The sequence below is a fragment of the Bacillus sp. FSL M8-0063 genome, assembly GCF_038005545.1.
GTDB classification, from domain to species: Bacteria; Bacillota; Bacilli; order Bacillales; family Bacillaceae_G; genus Bacillus_A; species Bacillus_A wiedmannii.
On sequence record NZ_JBBOTJ010000001.1, the window covers coordinates 3,047,485 to 3,063,689 of the forward strand.

19 protein-coding genes are annotated in these 16,205 nt (G+C 37.0%); 2 read left to right on the forward strand and 17 right to left on the reverse strand.

Translation table 11 applies throughout. From position 1 onward, the window contains the following. Positions 1–9: 9 nt before the first annotated feature. Positions 10–1,449 carry a sodium/pantothenate symporter gene (gene panF, locus MKX31_RS15340; protein ID WP_001104842.1) on the reverse strand — a complete coding sequence of 480 codons (1,440 nt, stop codon included), beginning with the start codon at positions 1,447–1,449 and terminating at the stop codon, positions 10–12. A 3-nt stretch (positions 1,450–1,452) separates the two neighbouring features. Further along, a complete protein-coding gene (locus tag MKX31_RS15345; protein WP_000656242.1) occupies positions 1,453–1,731 on the reverse strand; it encodes a YhdT family protein in 279 nt (92 codons plus the stop codon). Positions 1,732–2,004: 273 nt separating this feature from the next. Here MKX31_RS15345 and dhaS point away from each other — a divergent pair, with 273 nt between their 5' ends. Further along, positions 2,005–3,489: an aldehyde dehydrogenase DhaS gene (gene dhaS, locus MKX31_RS15350; protein ID WP_064476941.1), complete on the forward strand. Its 1,485-nt coding sequence runs from the start codon at positions 2,005–2,007 to the stop codon at positions 3,487–3,489. Between the two features lie 51 nt (positions 3,490–3,540). On the opposite strand, the gene fabG is transcribed toward dhaS, so the two are convergent. Beyond that, a complete protein-coding gene (gene fabG / locus MKX31_RS15355) occupies positions 3,541–4,281 on the reverse strand; it encodes a 3-oxoacyl-ACP reductase FabG (protein WP_000395032.1) in 741 nt (246 codons plus the stop codon). A 133-nt stretch (positions 4,282–4,414) separates the two neighbouring features. Here fabG and MKX31_RS15360 point away from each other — a divergent pair, with 133 nt between their 5' ends. Continuing rightward, a complete protein-coding gene (locus tag MKX31_RS15360; RefSeq protein WP_001035806.1) occupies positions 4,415–4,564 on the forward strand; it encodes a YfhD family protein in 150 nt (49 codons plus the stop codon). Positions 4,565–4,637: 73 nt separating this feature from the next. Here the strand turns inward: MKX31_RS15360 and MKX31_RS15365 are convergent, their stop codons facing one another. From MKX31_RS15365 to fdhD, 14 genes are all read right to left on the reverse strand, one after another. Further along, entirely contained in the window at positions 4,638–6,491 is a 1,854-nt protein-coding gene (locus MKX31_RS15365) for a terpene cyclase/mutase family protein (protein WP_340981110.1), read from the reverse strand. A gap of 99 nt (positions 6,492–6,590) precedes the next feature. Next, positions 6,591–7,016, reverse strand: a complete 426-nt coding sequence (locus MKX31_RS15370) for a divergent PAP2 family protein (protein WP_000447816.1) — start codon at positions 7,014–7,016, stop codon at positions 6,591–6,593. Between the two features lie 78 nt (positions 7,017–7,094). Beyond that, complete coding sequence (gene rarD, locus MKX31_RS15375; protein ID WP_088047043.1) at positions 7,095–8,036, reverse strand: EamA family transporter RarD; 942 nt, start codon at positions 8,034–8,036, stop codon at positions 7,095–7,097. Positions 8,037–8,127: 91 nt separating this feature from the next. Beyond that, positions 8,128–8,376, reverse strand: a complete 249-nt coding sequence (locus tag MKX31_RS15380; RefSeq protein WP_000871331.1) for a DUF1294 domain-containing protein — start codon at positions 8,374–8,376, stop codon at positions 8,128–8,130. Between the two features lie 158 nt (positions 8,377–8,534). Next, positions 8,535–8,933 carry a hypothetical protein gene (locus MKX31_RS15385; RefSeq protein ID WP_064476944.1) on the reverse strand — a complete coding sequence of 133 codons (399 nt, stop codon included), beginning with the start codon at positions 8,931–8,933 and terminating at the stop codon, positions 8,535–8,537. A gap of 42 nt (positions 8,934–8,975) precedes the next feature. Continuing rightward, entirely contained in the window at positions 8,976–9,200 is a 225-nt protein-coding gene (locus tag MKX31_RS15390; RefSeq protein ID WP_064476945.1) for a hypothetical protein, read from the reverse strand. A 15-nt stretch (positions 9,201–9,215) separates the two neighbouring features. Beyond that, complete coding sequence (locus MKX31_RS15395) at positions 9,216–10,265, reverse strand: P-loop NTPase (protein WP_340981115.1); 1,050 nt, start codon at positions 10,263–10,265, stop codon at positions 9,216–9,218. Positions 10,266–10,325: 60 nt separating this feature from the next. Then, complete coding sequence (gene moaD, locus MKX31_RS15400; protein WP_064476947.1) at positions 10,326–10,562, reverse strand: molybdopterin converting factor subunit 1; 237 nt, start codon at positions 10,560–10,562, stop codon at positions 10,326–10,328. 4 nt (positions 10,563–10,566) lie between these two features. Beyond that, the gene (gene moaE / locus MKX31_RS15405) at positions 10,567–11,031 is read right to left on the reverse strand and encodes a molybdopterin synthase catalytic subunit MoaE (RefSeq protein WP_340981116.1); all 465 of its coding nucleotides are present in this window, start codon (positions 11,029–11,031) and stop codon (positions 10,567–10,569) included. Continuing rightward, positions 11,012–12,319 (reverse strand): molybdopterin molybdotransferase MoeA, encoded by a 1,308-nt coding sequence (gene moeA / locus MKX31_RS15410; protein WP_064476949.1) that lies wholly within the window; start codon positions 12,317–12,319, stop codon positions 11,012–11,014. The genes moaE and moeA overlap by 20 nt, the downstream gene beginning before the upstream one ends. Before the next feature lie 18 nt (positions 12,320–12,337). Continuing rightward, positions 12,338–13,354, reverse strand: a complete 1,017-nt coding sequence (locus MKX31_RS15415; RefSeq protein WP_340981119.1) for a molybdopterin-synthase adenylyltransferase MoeB — start codon at positions 13,352–13,354, stop codon at positions 12,338–12,340. A gap of 24 nt (positions 13,355–13,378) precedes the next feature. Continuing rightward, complete coding sequence (locus MKX31_RS15420) at positions 13,379–14,158, reverse strand: formate/nitrite transporter family protein (protein WP_029439229.1); 780 nt, start codon at positions 14,156–14,158, stop codon at positions 13,379–13,381. A 200-nt stretch (positions 14,159–14,358) separates the two neighbouring features. After that, positions 14,359–15,375 (reverse strand): GTP 3',8-cyclase MoaA, encoded by a 1,017-nt coding sequence (gene moaA, locus MKX31_RS15425; protein ID WP_340981121.1) that lies wholly within the window; start codon positions 15,373–15,375, stop codon positions 14,359–14,361. 20 nt (positions 15,376–15,395) lie between these two features. Next, positions 15,396–16,193, reverse strand: a complete 798-nt coding sequence (fdhD, locus tag MKX31_RS15430) for a formate dehydrogenase accessory sulfurtransferase FdhD (protein ID WP_000802678.1) — start codon at positions 16,191–16,193, stop codon at positions 15,396–15,398. Between the last annotated feature and the right edge of the window lie 12 nt (positions 16,194–16,205).

Below are 16,205 nucleotides of genomic sequence, written 5' to 3' on the forward strand. Positions count from 1 at the left end.
GTTCTTCCTCTAACCTATACTGTTTTTCTTCACAGCACTCATACTTCCAATGATATAAGCGATAAACGCAAAACAAATTGGGAAGACAACTGTATGTATACCGAACGGGTTTGGATAGAAAAGATGAATACACATATATGAGCCTACCCCAACTAAAATAGAGGCAAGCGCTCCTGTTGCATTTCCTTTTCTCCAATATAACCCTAATACAATTGGCCAAATGAATGCTGCTTCTAATCCACCGAAAGAAAATAAATTTAACCATATTAAAAAATCTGGTGGTTTAATTGCTGCTGCATAAACGAGCAGCCCTACGATACCAGTAATCCACAAACTTCCTTTTCTGATCGTACTGTCTGCTGCATCTTTATTTATGTAATTTACGTATATGTCTTTAATAATTGATGAACTTACAAGTAACAATAACGAGTTTACTGTAGACATAATTGCTGCCATTGGCGCGGCTAAAAAAACTCCGGCTAACCAAGGTGGCAACACTTCCATCGCGAGTAGCGGCATTACTTTATCTGGTACCGTTATACCCGGAAGTACGACTCGTGCAAATACACCTGTTAAATGCATACCAATCATAATTGTACCTACAACAACCGTTCCAATTATTAACGCTTGATGCATAGCTTTTGAATTTTTATAAGACATGGCACGCACGCTAATTTGCGGTAAACCAACAACACCAATTCCAATTAAAATCCAAAATGATGTCACATATGATTTCGTTAAACTACCATCCGCTCCGAATGGTGTAATTAAATTTGGATTGATTTGAATAAGCTCCTGCATAATCTTTTCAATTCCACCACCAGCAATGACAGTAGCAATTAAAATGATTGTCGTTCCAACTAACATAATGATTCCTAATAACGTATCTGATAAAGCAACTGCACGAAACCCACCAATTAATACGTACACAAGTACAGAAAAAGTAAATAAAAATAGTGCTGTTGTATAAGATAGACCCGTTAGCGATTCAATTAATCGTCCACCGCCGACCCACTGAGCTACTGTTGCTGAAAATAAGAAGATAATTATACATAACGCAGAAAGTATAACAACTGCTTTATTATTGTATCTTCCCTTTAAATAATCGATAAGAGTAATAGCTTCCATCTTCCTAGCGATAATTGCAAACTTTTTACCGATAACCGTTAAAACGATATACCCTGTTACAACTTGAATCGCAGATAATAATACCCATCCGAGGCCCATATTGTACGCAATACCTGGACCACCAATAAAGCTACTAGCACTACCGTACGTAGCAATCATTGTCATCGCTAATAATAAACCGCCAAGTTCACGCCCACCAAGAAAATATTCTTGTAAAAATTTATTATTAGCAGTCGCTTGTACGCGTCTTGAAGCATATACACCAATTAAAAACACAACGATAAATGAAATTATCATTGGAATGATTACATACCAATTCATCTATTATTCCTCACTTTTTTCTTCCTCATCGAGTGAAATATCTTGAAATACAAAACGAACAACTAAACTAAGTAAAATAACCATAACGACAAATCCAACGATACAGCTATAAAAAAACCATGCTGGAAAACCGAATACATATGTATATTCACTTGGATTTTTACTACCAAGCCCATAAGCAAATCCGTACCATATTATAAAATTAATAATAGCAAGTCCAAGGCCAATTAACGCTTCTCTATGGGCGATTCGAAAGCGTGGATCATCATGATAATCCTTCATTTTTCTCCCTCCTCTCACGATGTATTATTGTACCATTGTTCTTCTAGTTTTTCCTACTAGAAAGCAAAAACAAGCAGGATTTTTTATAATCATATAGAAGACTCTCTTACATTACATATTTTTTACAATTGTAACACAAATGAAATTTGAATTTTCAGTATTTGTTAATTATGATTAAAATTAGAGGCTTTCCATCTAGTTCCCACATCCTTGATTTCGGAATAAACGCCGTCTCGTACTGCGTTTACATTATATTTTCAAGGGGGTTATACAATGAGTCAACTAGCTGTAAATCTTCATGAAAAGGTAGAAAAGTTTCTTCAAGGTACAAAAAAGTTATATGTGAATGGATCTTTCATCGAAAGCGCTTCCGGTAAAACATTTAAAACACCTAACCCAGCAACCGGCGAAACACTTGCTGTCGTTTCTGAAGCGGGTCGCGAAGATATTCATAAAGCTGTCGTTGCAGCTCGCATGGCTTTTGATGAAGGCCCTTGGTCTCGCATGAGCACTGCTGAGCGAAGCCGTCTTATGTACAAGTTAGCTGATTTAATGGAAGAACATAAAGAAGAGCTTGCACAGCTTGAAACGTTAGATAACGGAAAGCCAATTCGTGAAACAATGGCAGCAGACATACCACTTGCAATTGAGCATATGCGCTATTATGCTGGCTGGGCTACGAAAATTGTTGGTCAAACAATCCCTGTTTCTGGTAATTTCTTTAACTATACACGCCATGAAGCTGTTGGTGTTGTTGGTCAAATTATTCCTTGGAACTTCCCACTTCTTATGGCAATGTGGAAAATGGGAGCAGCGCTTGCTACAGGATGTACAATCGTTTTAAAACCTGCAGAACAAACTCCACTATCCGCTCTATACTTAGCTGAATTAATTGAAGAAGCTGGATTCCCGAAAGGAGTTATTAATATCGTTCCTGGATTCGGTGAATCAGCTGGGCAAGCACTGGTTAATCATCCACTCGTTGATAAAATTGCATTTACTGGTTCTACTCCAGTCGGTAAACAAATTATGCGACAAGCATCTGAATCATTAAAACGCGTTACACTTGAGTTAGGCGGTAAATCACCAAATATCATCTTGCCAGATGCTGATTTATCTCGCGCGATTCCTGGTGCACTTTCTGGTGTTATGTTTAACCAAGGACAAGTATGCTCTGCTGGATCACGCTTATTTGTTCCGAAGAAAATGTATGATAATGTCATGGCTGATCTCGTCCTCTATTCAAAAAAACTAAATCAAGGTGTCGGTCTTAACCCTGAAACAACAATCGGTCCTCTCGTTTCCGAAGAACAACAAAAACGTGTAATGGGCTACATTGAAAAAGGAATTGAAGAAGGCGCTGAAGTACTTTGCGGAGGAAGTAATCCATTCGACCAAGGCTACTTCGTTTCTCCTACAGTATTCGCTGACGTAAATGACGAAATGACGATTGCAAAAGAAGAAATTTTCGGTCCAGTTATTTCTGCAATACCTTTTAACGATATTGATGAAGTAATTGAACGTGCAAATAAATCACAATTCGGCTTAGCGGCTGGTGTGTGGACAGAAAATGTTAAAACAGCACACTATGTTGCAAGTAAAGTACGTGCTGGTACTGTATGGGTAAACTGTTATAACGTCTTTGATGCAGCATCTCCATTTGGAGGATTTAAACAATCCGGTCTTGGCCGTGAAATGGGATCTTACGCATTAAATAACTATACAGAAGTGAAGAGCGTTTGGCTCAACTTAAATTAATGAAAAAAGAACCTGGCCTATCCGGTCAGGTTCTTTTCATTATGTATTCCTTTAAACTTGTAGTCCTCCGCTCACATTCAATACTTCTCCTGTAATATAGGATGCGTATTCTGATGCTAAAAAGGCAGCTGCGTTCGCAATATCTTCTGGCGTTCCAATTCTACCAACTGGAATCGCACCGACCATCTTTTCTTTCACTTTATCTGGTATCGTTTTTGTCATATCTGTATCCATAAATCCTGGGCAAATCGCGTTACACGTAATGCCGAAACTTCCAACTTCTTTCGCTGCCGTTTTCGTTAAACCTACAACGCCTGCCTTCGTAGCCGCATAATTTGCTTGACCTATGTTTCCTTCTCTACTAATTGAAGATATATTAATAATGCGTCCATACCCTTGTTGTCTCATGTAAAGAAGCGCTGGTTGCATACAATAAAAAACACCTGTTAAATTTACTTGCAGTACTTGTTCCCATTCTGGTTTCTCCATTTTATGTAACATAGCATCTCGCGTAATTCCTGCATTATTTACTAAAATGTGCAGTGTACCAAATGTTTGGACAGCGTATTCAATTAAGGACTTCGCATCATTTTGATTACTCACATCACAACGATACTGCTTCACTTCATATCCTTCATCTGATAATTCACGTGTCGTTTTTTGTAGCTTCTCTTCATTTACATCGCTAATTAATACTTTAGCCCCTAGTTTTGCATAAACCCTTGCAATCTCTTTTCCAATTCCCTGTGCAGCTCCTGTTACTACAGCTGTTTTCCCATTTAAAAACTCCATCCCTATCCCTCATTTCTATTACTTATACTGTATATTTCGGCTCTTTACTTCCCAATTCCTCTTTGTATAAAAAAGTCTATTTGTGTCAAACTAACTTTGCAACGTCGCATAAAACACAAGGAGATTGTGTCGAATGAACAAAAAAAATTTCAAGCAAAACAAAGCTGCTGATGGCATTGATGTTGAGTTCTCTCGTGAACTCGCTGACCACAATGACTTAGAAGCAAACGCACGTGCAAATGCCGCTGATGCACGTCAAAAACGCCAGTCAACAGAAAAATAAGGAACGCACAACCTTATTCTTTTCAACAGGGACCTACTACCCAACAAAAATAAACCGAGAGATATCTCTCGGTTTATTTTTGATATTGTTTTATATAATGTGCCAAAGTAAGTAGCGGATATATATGAGCGTAGCTATGGTAATAAATATAAAACCCACCTGGTAAACCTGTTCCGGTAGGATATTTTTCATTCACATAAGGATTCGCAAGCAAATATGAAATACCTTTTCGAATAGCTGGTGTTTCTTTATCATAGTAAGAAATGAGAGCATCTAACGCCCATGCTGTTTGGGATGGTGTACTGAATGGTAAAGTAACGAACTTTTTTTCCACACTACTGTGGCACGATTCCCCCCACCCACCATCTTCATGCTGTATATGTTCCAGCCATAAAGCTGCTCGTTTCATTGATGGATTGCTAGATGGAATTCCGAGTGACCGTAAACCAGTCATAACAGCCCACGTACCATATATATAACAAATCCCCCATTTCCCATACCATGATCCATTTTCTTCTTGCACATTCATTAACCAATTTATCGCACTTTGTTTTTGTTTCTCAGGCAATTCATTTTGCGCGTATGTCCCGAAAAGCTCTAACACTCTTCCTGTAATATCTGGTGTAGAGGGATCTGTAATCATATCGCTTGCATTTTCGATTGGTAAATTTGCTAATAAATTACTCGTCACACCTTTTTCAAACGCTCCCCAACCACCATCATTATTTTGTAATCCTTTAACCCAATTGACCCCTTTCTTCCAAGCATTATCTACATTTTCGTTCCCTCTACTTCTTGCCAACGCTCTTAGCACAGCTGTTGTATCATCGACATCTGGAATTGTCGTATTCACATCCGAAAAACCCCAACCGCCTGGAGTCAGCGCCGGAGCATGTACGCTCCAATCAGCTTTTTTTGTATGCTGTTTTTTTAATACATACGCTGCTGCGTGTTGAATCATCTTATTATCTTTCGAAGTGTAGGCCTCTTGTAACGTATAGCTGAGTAAAGCCGTATCCCATACAGTTGAAGGAGAGTTTTGCAAATGATTCCCTCTTTCCATCTTCCATATATAAGATGTTATCCCTGCTATAGCTTTTTGAATCATTGATGATTGAAGAGAATGTCCTAACGCGAGTAAAGCATAAATCATATAAAATGAGGCAGTTGCGTAACTATATAACGTTCCATTTTCATCAATACGCTCTTTCATAAAACGTTCGACTTCCTCATATCCTTTATGGTGTAAAGAAAGTGGATACGATATGATTTGTTTTACATCACTTAATAACGTTTGAAACAACGGAGACCGCTCCTCCCGAAACCATTCCCCGCCCCCGCCTGCGATATGATTTAAATTTGGCAGTAACTTTTTTCCTACTCGAAATCTTTTATTTAAACAAACCATCATCGGAATTAAATGGATACGTGCTGAGCTACTCAATTCAAATATACTGAGGGGTGAATCATTTTGCAGAAACATAATAGGTGTTGGCAAATGAAAAAGCGAAGGGTATTCATATTCTCCATGAATTGCTAATAAAAACTTCGTCATAAAATGAGCACGCGCCACGCCTCCACGTTCCTTAATAAACATTTCGGCCCGCCTCATATTCGCATCTTCTTTTGTATATTTTTTTGAAGCTAGTAAGGCAGCATAAGATTGAATTGTAGCAGATAAATTGCCACCCACTTCATCTTCATACAATTTCCATGTTCCTTCATTTGTTTGAAGTGATGCTAATCTTTTTACAAACGGTTCTATTTCTTTATCTCTACCTAATAATTTTAATAAAAAAATCATATGGCAATCTATTAATGGTGCTCCTTCAAAACAAAACTGCCACGTACCATCTTGCCGTTGCATCGTTTGAAGTGCAGTTGTTCTTCTCGCTATTTCTTCATGCACTTTTTCATATAATAACAAGTTACTCACCCACCCTTTCGAAATCCGTATAACGATATTCAAAAAGGTAGCTAAATATGTATGAAAACAAAGAAAAACAGAACATATAAAATGTTCTGCTCATAAGCAATATCCCACTCCGACAATAATCCCTACTAAAGCACCGACTACTACTTCATACGGTGTATGCCCGACAAGTTCATTTAACTTCTTATATTCTGTTTGTCTACCGTGAAAGAACTCATTCAATATTTTTGCTTGTTTACTAACTGCAAGTCTTACTCCTGAAGCATCATACATAACAATTATTGCAAAGATAGCAGCAATAGCAAATAAGGTACTTTCCACACCTTCCACAACGCCAACACCTGTCGCAAGTGCTGTAACAGTTGAAGCATGAGAACTCGGCATCCCACCTGAAGCGAAAAACTTTGCAAAATCAAATTCACCCGTTTTGAATAATTTAAAGACTACTTTCGTTAATTGTGCTAGAAACCATGAAATTACAGCGGCCATAAGCGGATCATTATGTAAAATTGTTTCCACGTTCTCAGCTCCCTACTGACTATAATGGAAATCTATATAGTATCAGTATAAAGAAAAATGCGTAGAAAATACTACGCATTATGATACTTTTGCTGATTTATTTTTTATAAATTTCGGTTGTTTCTGCACTAAAAACTTTGTTTTCGCTATTGAAAACACAAATAATGCAACCCATATACAGAAAAATGCCATCATATGAGTAGATGTGAAATGTTCACCAAATACGAATACACCTAAAATTAAACTAATCGTTGGTGCAATATATTGTAAAAATCCTACCATATAAAGCGGAATAAGTTGTGCTCCTTTTGCAAAATAAAAAAGTGGTAAAGCTGTAACGATACCTGCTCCTATTAATAGTAACGTCGATAACATGGAAATAGATCCAAATGAACCGAATCCATGCGCTCCTGTCATAACGAGATAGATAATCGCAAACGGCGTCACTAACATTGTTTCCATCGTAAGACCAATTGTCGCATCATAGTTTAACAATTTTTTCGTTAATCCATATAATCCAAATGAAAAGGCAAGTGATAAAGAAACCCACGGAATAGATCCGAAACGCACTGTTAAAATGATAACCCCTACTCCAGCTAAACCAACTGCAACATATTGCCAAAAGTTTAACTTTTCCTTTAATACAACTGTACCAAGTAAAATACTAATAAGCGGATTAATATAATATCCAAGACTTGCTTCAATAACATGATTATGATTAACGGCCCATATGTAGACAAACCAGTTTCCGCTAATCAAGACTGAAGCTATTGTTAATGACATTAATAATTTAGGTCGTTTAAAAAGATTCACGAACTCCCCAATAAACTGACGAAATCTCTTCGTAACACCTAATACAAGTAACATAAAAACGAACGCCCAAACAATGCGGTGTGCTAATATTTCATCTGCTGGAACTTCCTCAACCCATTTCCAATAGATTGGTAGGATTCCCCACATCGTATAAGCACCAGCCGCATATATAATCCCTTTTTTTTGCTGTGCTGATTGACTCCCCATCTTCCCTTTTCTCCTCTTCTCGTTTTTCTCCATTATACGGTCCCGCATGCTCACTTTACCAATAATCAATCTGCAATTCTTTCGACATTTCTCATACAGCAAAAAGTAAACATACTGTTATAACGACAAGTAACGGTATACCGAAAACAAATTTCTTTTTATGTGTTTTATGGTGAAACATATACATACCAATCCAAGCACCAACTGCGCCTCCAGCTACCGCTGATAAAAACAACGTACTTTCTGGCGTTCTCCACTGTTTCTTCTTCGCTTTTCGTTTATCAAGCCCCATAAGGCTAAAAGCTATAACGTTAATAATAATAAAATAAATCCATTTCATCGCTTTCTCTCCCTATGAAAAATTCGCTTAATGGTAACATGAAAAAACGATGGAAACAACTGAAGAACTCTTTTTATTAATTAGTTACCTTTATATTTAAATAACCAACTAAAATTGCAGTTAAAGCAATTAAATAGAAAGATATTATGAGCAGAATCTTATATTGCCTTCCCTTCATCCACTACCATATCATCGAAAAAACTTCTCTCAATCTCTTTTTCATCAAAATGCAGAACTACAATTAGTCCTACATATAAAGAAACGAAATTTAGAAACCATTTCCCATTATCATCTTTCTTAGCTAAACATTTAAATATCTCTTGAAATTGCATACGTTCATCTGCAGCAACAACCGGGCGCACACCAAAATATTTCAATACGAAATGTAGGTTCAGCTGCACGGATAATGATAAAATATATTTTAATATCTCCGTATACTCCGCACTATCTTTTTGACTATACAACTTCACAAGCTTTTGATGTAAAGTAGAAATCGATAATTCTTCTTCAGTCACTTTAGTTGCTTCTATCGTTTCAATCATCTTTTTCATATCCATTACATTCATCCCTTCTGCAAAAAAACAAAAGCCAAAGCGTATTTATTTTATAATCAGCAATAATTGAGTATTTCTCATCTCTCGTTCATCTTCACTAACTAAGTCATACTTTTTTAAAAGATGAAAGATATCATTTAATATTTCCTGTGAATGATTCCCTCCCAAAAATCCCTTTAACTCTTTAAAAATCACTTCCGGTAAAAAACTCTTCTGACTTTCAAGCTTATTCATTACATCTTCCATAGAATGATCGATATTACACGCCATACTAAACTTCCCCCTCTATCCTCTATAAATAATATCCTCCGCTAACGATGTAAACACTTCTCCTACAAGAGACTCTTCATCATATACAGATGAACCGTTATTTTCTTCTCGTTTTGCAAAAGGTATTTGTGCAATCACTTCTGTTTGCAATTGTTCTGCAAGCATTTCGCCGCCACCTTTTCCGAAGAGATAATTTTTCGATCCATCTTGTTCTTCATAATAAGCCATATTTTCTACAATACCTAAAATCTCGTGTTTCGTATGTTTTGCCATAACACCTACTCTAGATGCTACGAATGAAGCTACGTTGTGTGGTGTTGTAACGATAATTTCTTGCGCCTGCGGGATCATTGCTGCAACATCAATAGCTACATCTCCTGTGCCAGGTGGTAAATCAAGAAGTAAATAATCTAATTCTCCCCAGTGCGTATTCGCAAGGAAATTTTGAATCCATTTATTTAACATCGGTCCGCGCCACATAACTGGGTTATTTCCTTCCGTAAAAAATCCCATCGACATAATTTTAACACCGTGACTAACAACTGGAATTGCTGTTTGATCAATCATCGTCGGTTTTTGATTCGTTTCCATCATAGCTGGAATGCTAAAACCATATATATCTGCATCTAATATCCCCACTTTTTTGCCCATACGAGCTAAAGCAGTTGCAAGGTTAATTGTCACCGTTGATTTTCCAACTCCACCTTTACCGCTCGTTACAGTAATAAATCGTACCCCTGAATCAAGGCGAAGCATGCTCGGCATTCCAGTTTCTGTTCTACTATTTTTCTTTAACTTCTCTGTTAGCGCAGCTCGTTCTTCTTGTGTCATAGAACCAAATGTCAAATCTACTTTAGATGCACCAATTGCCTGAAGAGACTCTTCCACATCTTGTTGAATTTTTACCTTTAATGGACAACCTTGAATCGTTAGCACTACTTCAAGTTTAACCTCTGTTCCATTCATTTGTATATTTCTAACCATATTTAATTCTACAATACTTTTGTGTAACTCCGGATCCTCTACATGTTTTAATGCGTTCATTATTTGTTCTTGAGTAATCATAGAACTCATCCCTTCTCGTATTCGAATTTATATACAACATCTTCTTGGCGAAAAAGCTTATTATCCCCCACTAACGGGCGGGATTAATGCGACTATATCTCCAGCTTTTATCATCTCTTCATCCGTTACAAACTCTTCATTAACAGCCACAATCACTCTATCAAGCGATTGTAAGCAATAGCTTGCTTTGAACCATTCTTTTAATTGCTGAACTGTCATTTCTTGCTTTTCTAAAATTACTAGTCGATCCGATCCGACTTCCTCACGTAAATTTGCGAACAATAAAATTGTAATCATCTTCTCATTCTTCCTTCTTCGGTTTTCCATCCGGATATGCCGTATTTTCAAGTTGATCTCCAATCCACATCGTTCCATCTTCCCAAAATTCTTTTTTCCAAATTGGGACGATTCGTTTTATACGTTCAATCGCGTATTCATTCGCTTCATACGCTACTTTACGATGCGGTGATGAAACTGCAATAACGACCGCAATATCCATGATTTCTAACCGCCCTACTCGGTGCGTAATTGCTACTTTTGCGTCCGGCCATTTTCCATTAATTTCTTCAGCAATTTTCGTAAGTTGTTTTACTGCCATCGGTTTATATGCTTCATACTCTAAATGTAATGTTCGTTTTCCTTTTGTTAACTCTCTCACCGTACCAATAAAAGTTGTAATTGCACCTGCTTCTCTTCTTGCGACTTTATTCGTTACTTCTTCAACTACAATCGGTATATCTACAATCTCAAATAGCGCTTGTCCCATTAGAAACACCTCTCACTTTATAAAATGCCCAAGGCCATTCACTACCTTCGTTATCTTCCAGCAAGAGAACATCTACGAACATATCTTTTTTATAACCTCTCGTACCACCTGGAAGTACAATAAATATATTTGTCTCTGCTAGAGAAGAAACCGAGCTAGATTTATCAAACCCTGACGGATAAGCAATTAATTGCCCTTCGTTATATGTCAGTTTTGCTCGCACAAATCTTGTAAATGGATTTGGTTTTAGAAAATCTTCTCCTAATAACGCTTTTTCTCTTTTTACATGTGCTTTCTCACTAAACATATACGTCCGAATACACGGTCTTACAAATAATTCAAATCCTACGTAACAAGCAGATGGATTTCCTGATAAACCAAATAATAACTTGCCATTTAATTGCGCTACAGTCGTAACACTTCCTGGCCGCATTGCAACTTTATTGAAAAGAACCGATGCACCTAACTTTTCGTAAATAGCTGGTAAATAATCGTAATCCCCTACTGATACACCGCCTGTTGTAATGAGCATATCCACTTGGCTTAACGCTTCTTTTACAGCTGTGAAACATGTATGAAAATCATCGCTAAACTTCCCAAAATATTTTACTCTTCCGCCCGCTCTTCGAATTTGAGACAATATCATATACGTATTACTATTTCGGATTTTCCCTGGCTGTAATGAATCATTTACATCCAGTAATTCACTACCAGTCGCTAACAATCCAATTACAGGCTTTCTTGCCACTGGTACCTCACTATATCCGAACGTAGCAAGCAGAGCAGAAATACCTGGATGAATGTATGATCCTTTTTTTGCAAGAACCGTTCCTTTACGAGCATCTTCACCTTGAAAAGAAATATTGTCGCCCATTTTGAATGATCGCTTCACTTCCATATAATTGTTGCCAGCTTCCTCATATTGACGAGTCAACTCTAACATAACAACCGCATCACACCCATTCGGAATTTGTGCTCCCGTCATAATTCGAACTGCTTGAAACGGACCTACTTTCTCGTGGAATATTGATCCCGCACCAATTTCACCAACTACTTCAAACACAATTGGCGTTTCATAACTTGCTACATTCGTATCTTCTGCTCTAATAGCAAATCCGTCATACGGTGAACGATTGAATGAAGGTACATCATGGTCAGCTACTAAATCCTCCGCTAATATACGCCCGTAAGCTAATTCAATAGGTAGTAGCTCCTTTAATCCCTCATTAGCAAATCCCATTACTTTACGAACAGCTTCTTCAACCGTAATTGGCACTCTTCTTTCCATTATTGACAACCCTTTCTATTAACCGAATACGCGATAATATAATTGTTTCGCTTTCGAAATATCATTTGTACCATGAATGAAAACACGACCATCCTGAAAAATAACGACGCGGTAATCATCTAATTGGCAAGATAGTAAATACGGATTCCGATCTACTTTCCCCAGTTTTTTTAATACGTTTTCTATATCGTCAAAATCGTACTTCCTATTTTCTACTGGCCTAATTTGCACTGTATTTCTTCCGCATAAAGCAGCTACCTTCGTTTGGTTTTCGTATGATAAATAAGGATAAGTTCGATTCGAACCGCACGAAGGGCAATCGTCTGTTTTTATTTTCCCTAGTTTTATAAAATGATTTTGATTACTCCATATATCAAACATGAAAAATGTTTTTCTAATTGCTGAGAAATCTCCTACTAAAATTTTGAATGCTTCCGCCACTTGATATGCTGCGACAATTTGAACAGTCGGGCTAATAATTCCAGCTGTATCACATGTCCCACCTGTAACAGGAACGTTCTTCAGCACACAATGTAAACATGGGGTCTTTTGCGGAATAACTGTATAACTCATACCGTACGATCCAACGCAAGAACCATATACCCACGGGATATTATGTTTTTGTGATAAGTCATTTATTACAAATCGAATATCAAAATTATCTGTTGCATCAATTATTACATCTACATTTTTTAATAGGTCTTCCATGTTTTCTGCACTTGCATCCATTAAGAAGGCATCTATGTGTACTTCCGAATTAATTCGCTCTAACCGATTTTTAGCAGCAATTGCTTTCGGCATTTTTTCTCTCGCATCTTGTTCAGAGTACAATTGTTGCCTTTGTAAATTACTCCATTCAACGTAGTCACGATCAATAATCGTCAACTTACCAATACCTGCACGTACGAAACTTTCAGCACTTGCACTTCCTAATGCGCCTGCTCCTACAATTAACACATGTTTATTTCGAATTTTTTCTTGCCCTTTACTCCCAATTGGTTTGAACAACTGTTGTCGTGAATACCGCTCAGCCATTACATACCCTTCCTCTCACGAGCTCTATTTCATATTAGAATGTTGTTTTTGATAACAAGCAAAGTAAGCAAATCCAACAAATCCAGCTCCTCCAATTACATTTCCAATAAAGACAGGAACAAAATTTCTAGCAAGGTCCATCCACGTCAGATGACCTGCAAAAATAACTGCTGAGATGACAAACATATTTGCTACCACTTGCTGAAATCCAATCACTACAAATGCCATAATGGGAATCCAAATTCCGATTATTTTTCCGACAAAATCACTCGTTCCATAAGCGAGCCAAAGCGCCAGACAAACGAGCCAATTACAACCAATTGCTAAAATTAAAGTTCTCCCAAACGATTCATGTAACTTTCCTTCTGCTATCGCTACCGTTTTATTTAAATAATCTCCCTCTGTTAATCCGCCAAGATGACCGAAACAATACGCTACGAAAATAGCTCCCACGAAATTCATGAAAGTAATCCAAATCCAGTTATTTAATACACTTACCAATGTAATTTTCTTTGCATATAGGGCCATAGACAGTGACATCATATTTCCAGTAATTAATTCTCCTCCTGCTAATACGACGAGCATCAGTCCAACAGGAAAAACCGCTCCTCCTAATACATTGACTAAACTCCCCCAGCGCTCAGGTAAATTACCTAAAACGCGAATGTTAAGTAAAAAACCGAGCGAAATAAACGCTCCTCCTAAAAAACCGAGAATAAGCATTGCTGGCAACGTCTGACTTACTTTTTGAACACCGGCCTCAATTACGAGTTCAGCAATTTGTTCCGGTTTATGAAATGCCATTACTAATTCCTCCATTTTCTCCAAATAAAAAAGCAGCTTCAAAAAACCTCCTCAAAATAAAGGTTTTTGAATGCTGCTTAATTTCTCTGCACATCTTTTACAGAGATATCAATCATCATTTTTACTATAAAATAGAAAATCTACAAACGTTGCACATTTTCCATTTTGTATATACTTCATCATAGCGTCACTTTTATATATCAACCACCAATATGTGACATTTCAATTTTAGGTATTCTTTTTTTACTTGTATTATTTAAGCGTTCATCTGAATAACGATCTTCTCTATTGTTCCATATATCGCGTACGATATATGTTATTTCCTCGTCAGTGTATCCAGATCGAAGTAGTTCTCTCAAGTCATTTCCTTTAGAAGCGAACAAACAAGTATATAATTTTCCTTCTGCAGAAATACGTGCTCTCGTACATGATGAACAGAAGGAATCTGTTACTGATGAAATAATACCTATTTCTTCATCACTTCCAATATAACGATAGCGAGTAGCAACTTCACCTGCATAATTCGCTTCTATCCGTTCTAATGGCATAACTTGATGAATGGCATCTACTATTTCTTGTTTCGAAACGACCTCTTTTAACTCCCAACCGTTATAATTCCCAACGTCCATATACTCAATAAAACGAAGAATATGCTTATTTTCCTTAAAGTATTGCGCCATCTGCAAAATATCTTGTTCATTTTTCCCTTTTTGAACGACCATGTTAATTTTAATTTTCATACCAACTTCAGCTGCAGCCTGTATTCCTTCCAGGACCCTTTGCACTTTGCTTCTATTACCATTCAAATAGAAAAACCGATCTTCTTCTAAGGAATCTAAACTAACTGTCACACGTGATAAACCCGCCTTATATAAATCAGGAGCAAACTTTTTCAGTAGTGATCCATTGGTTGTTAAACCGATATCCTCCACACCATCTATTTTATTAAGACGCTCAATAAGCTGCGGAAGACCTCTTCGAAGTAACGGTTCTCCGCCCGTAATTCGTAACTTTCTTACACCTAAAGAAACAAAAATACGTGTTATCCTTTCAATCTCATCAAAAGATAAAATTTTATCATTAGACAAAAACGAATAATCCGGACCAAATATTTCTTCTGGCATACAATAGCGACAGCGAAAATTACAGCGATCAGTAACAGAAATACGTAAATCCTTTAAAGGGCGTTGTAGTTTGTCTAATGTGACAGATTTCATCTTTATTGCCTCGCTTTTACTTATTTTATATTTATAACACGCTCTGGATGCGTATATACATTTAAGGATTGATTCCGAATAAACCCTATCGTAGTAATACCTAATTCTTCTGCTAGCTGCAAAGCCAACTCGGTTGGAGCTGATTTTGACAGTATAATTTCACAACCGATCTTTGCAACTTTCAATAATATTTCCGAAGAAATACGACCACTAAAAACAATAATTTTATCTTTTATAGAAATATTATTTTTTAAACAATAACCGTAAATTTTATCTAACGCATTATGCCTACCGATATCCATTCGGCTTAAAATAATGCCATTCACATCGCACAAAGATGCATTATGAACGCCGCCTGTATGACGAAATGTCTCCGCAGATTGCTGCATTTCTTTCATTAACCGAAAACAGTCCTCTACATCAACCTTTACATGGATACCATTCATTTTTTTAGCGCTTAGTGCATCATTTGCAAAAACAAACCCTTGTCTACTCATACCACAACAGGAAGTAATATATCGTTTATTTTGCATTTGTTCATAATACGGATTTACTTTTGTCGTTGTTACATGTACAAATCCTTCTTTTTCCTGTACCCATATGTCATCAATATCTTCATACTTCCGAATGATTCCTTCAGATGCCAAGAACCCGATTACCATGTCTTCTATATATTCTGGAGTACTAACCATTGTAACAAACTCCTGTCCATTCATTTTGATCGTGACTGGAAACTCTGTTACAATGCTGTCCTCTATATGCTTAAACGCCCCTTGTTCATAACGGAAGATTTCTCTTTCTACCTGTATCGGTTTCACGATCAGTATCCT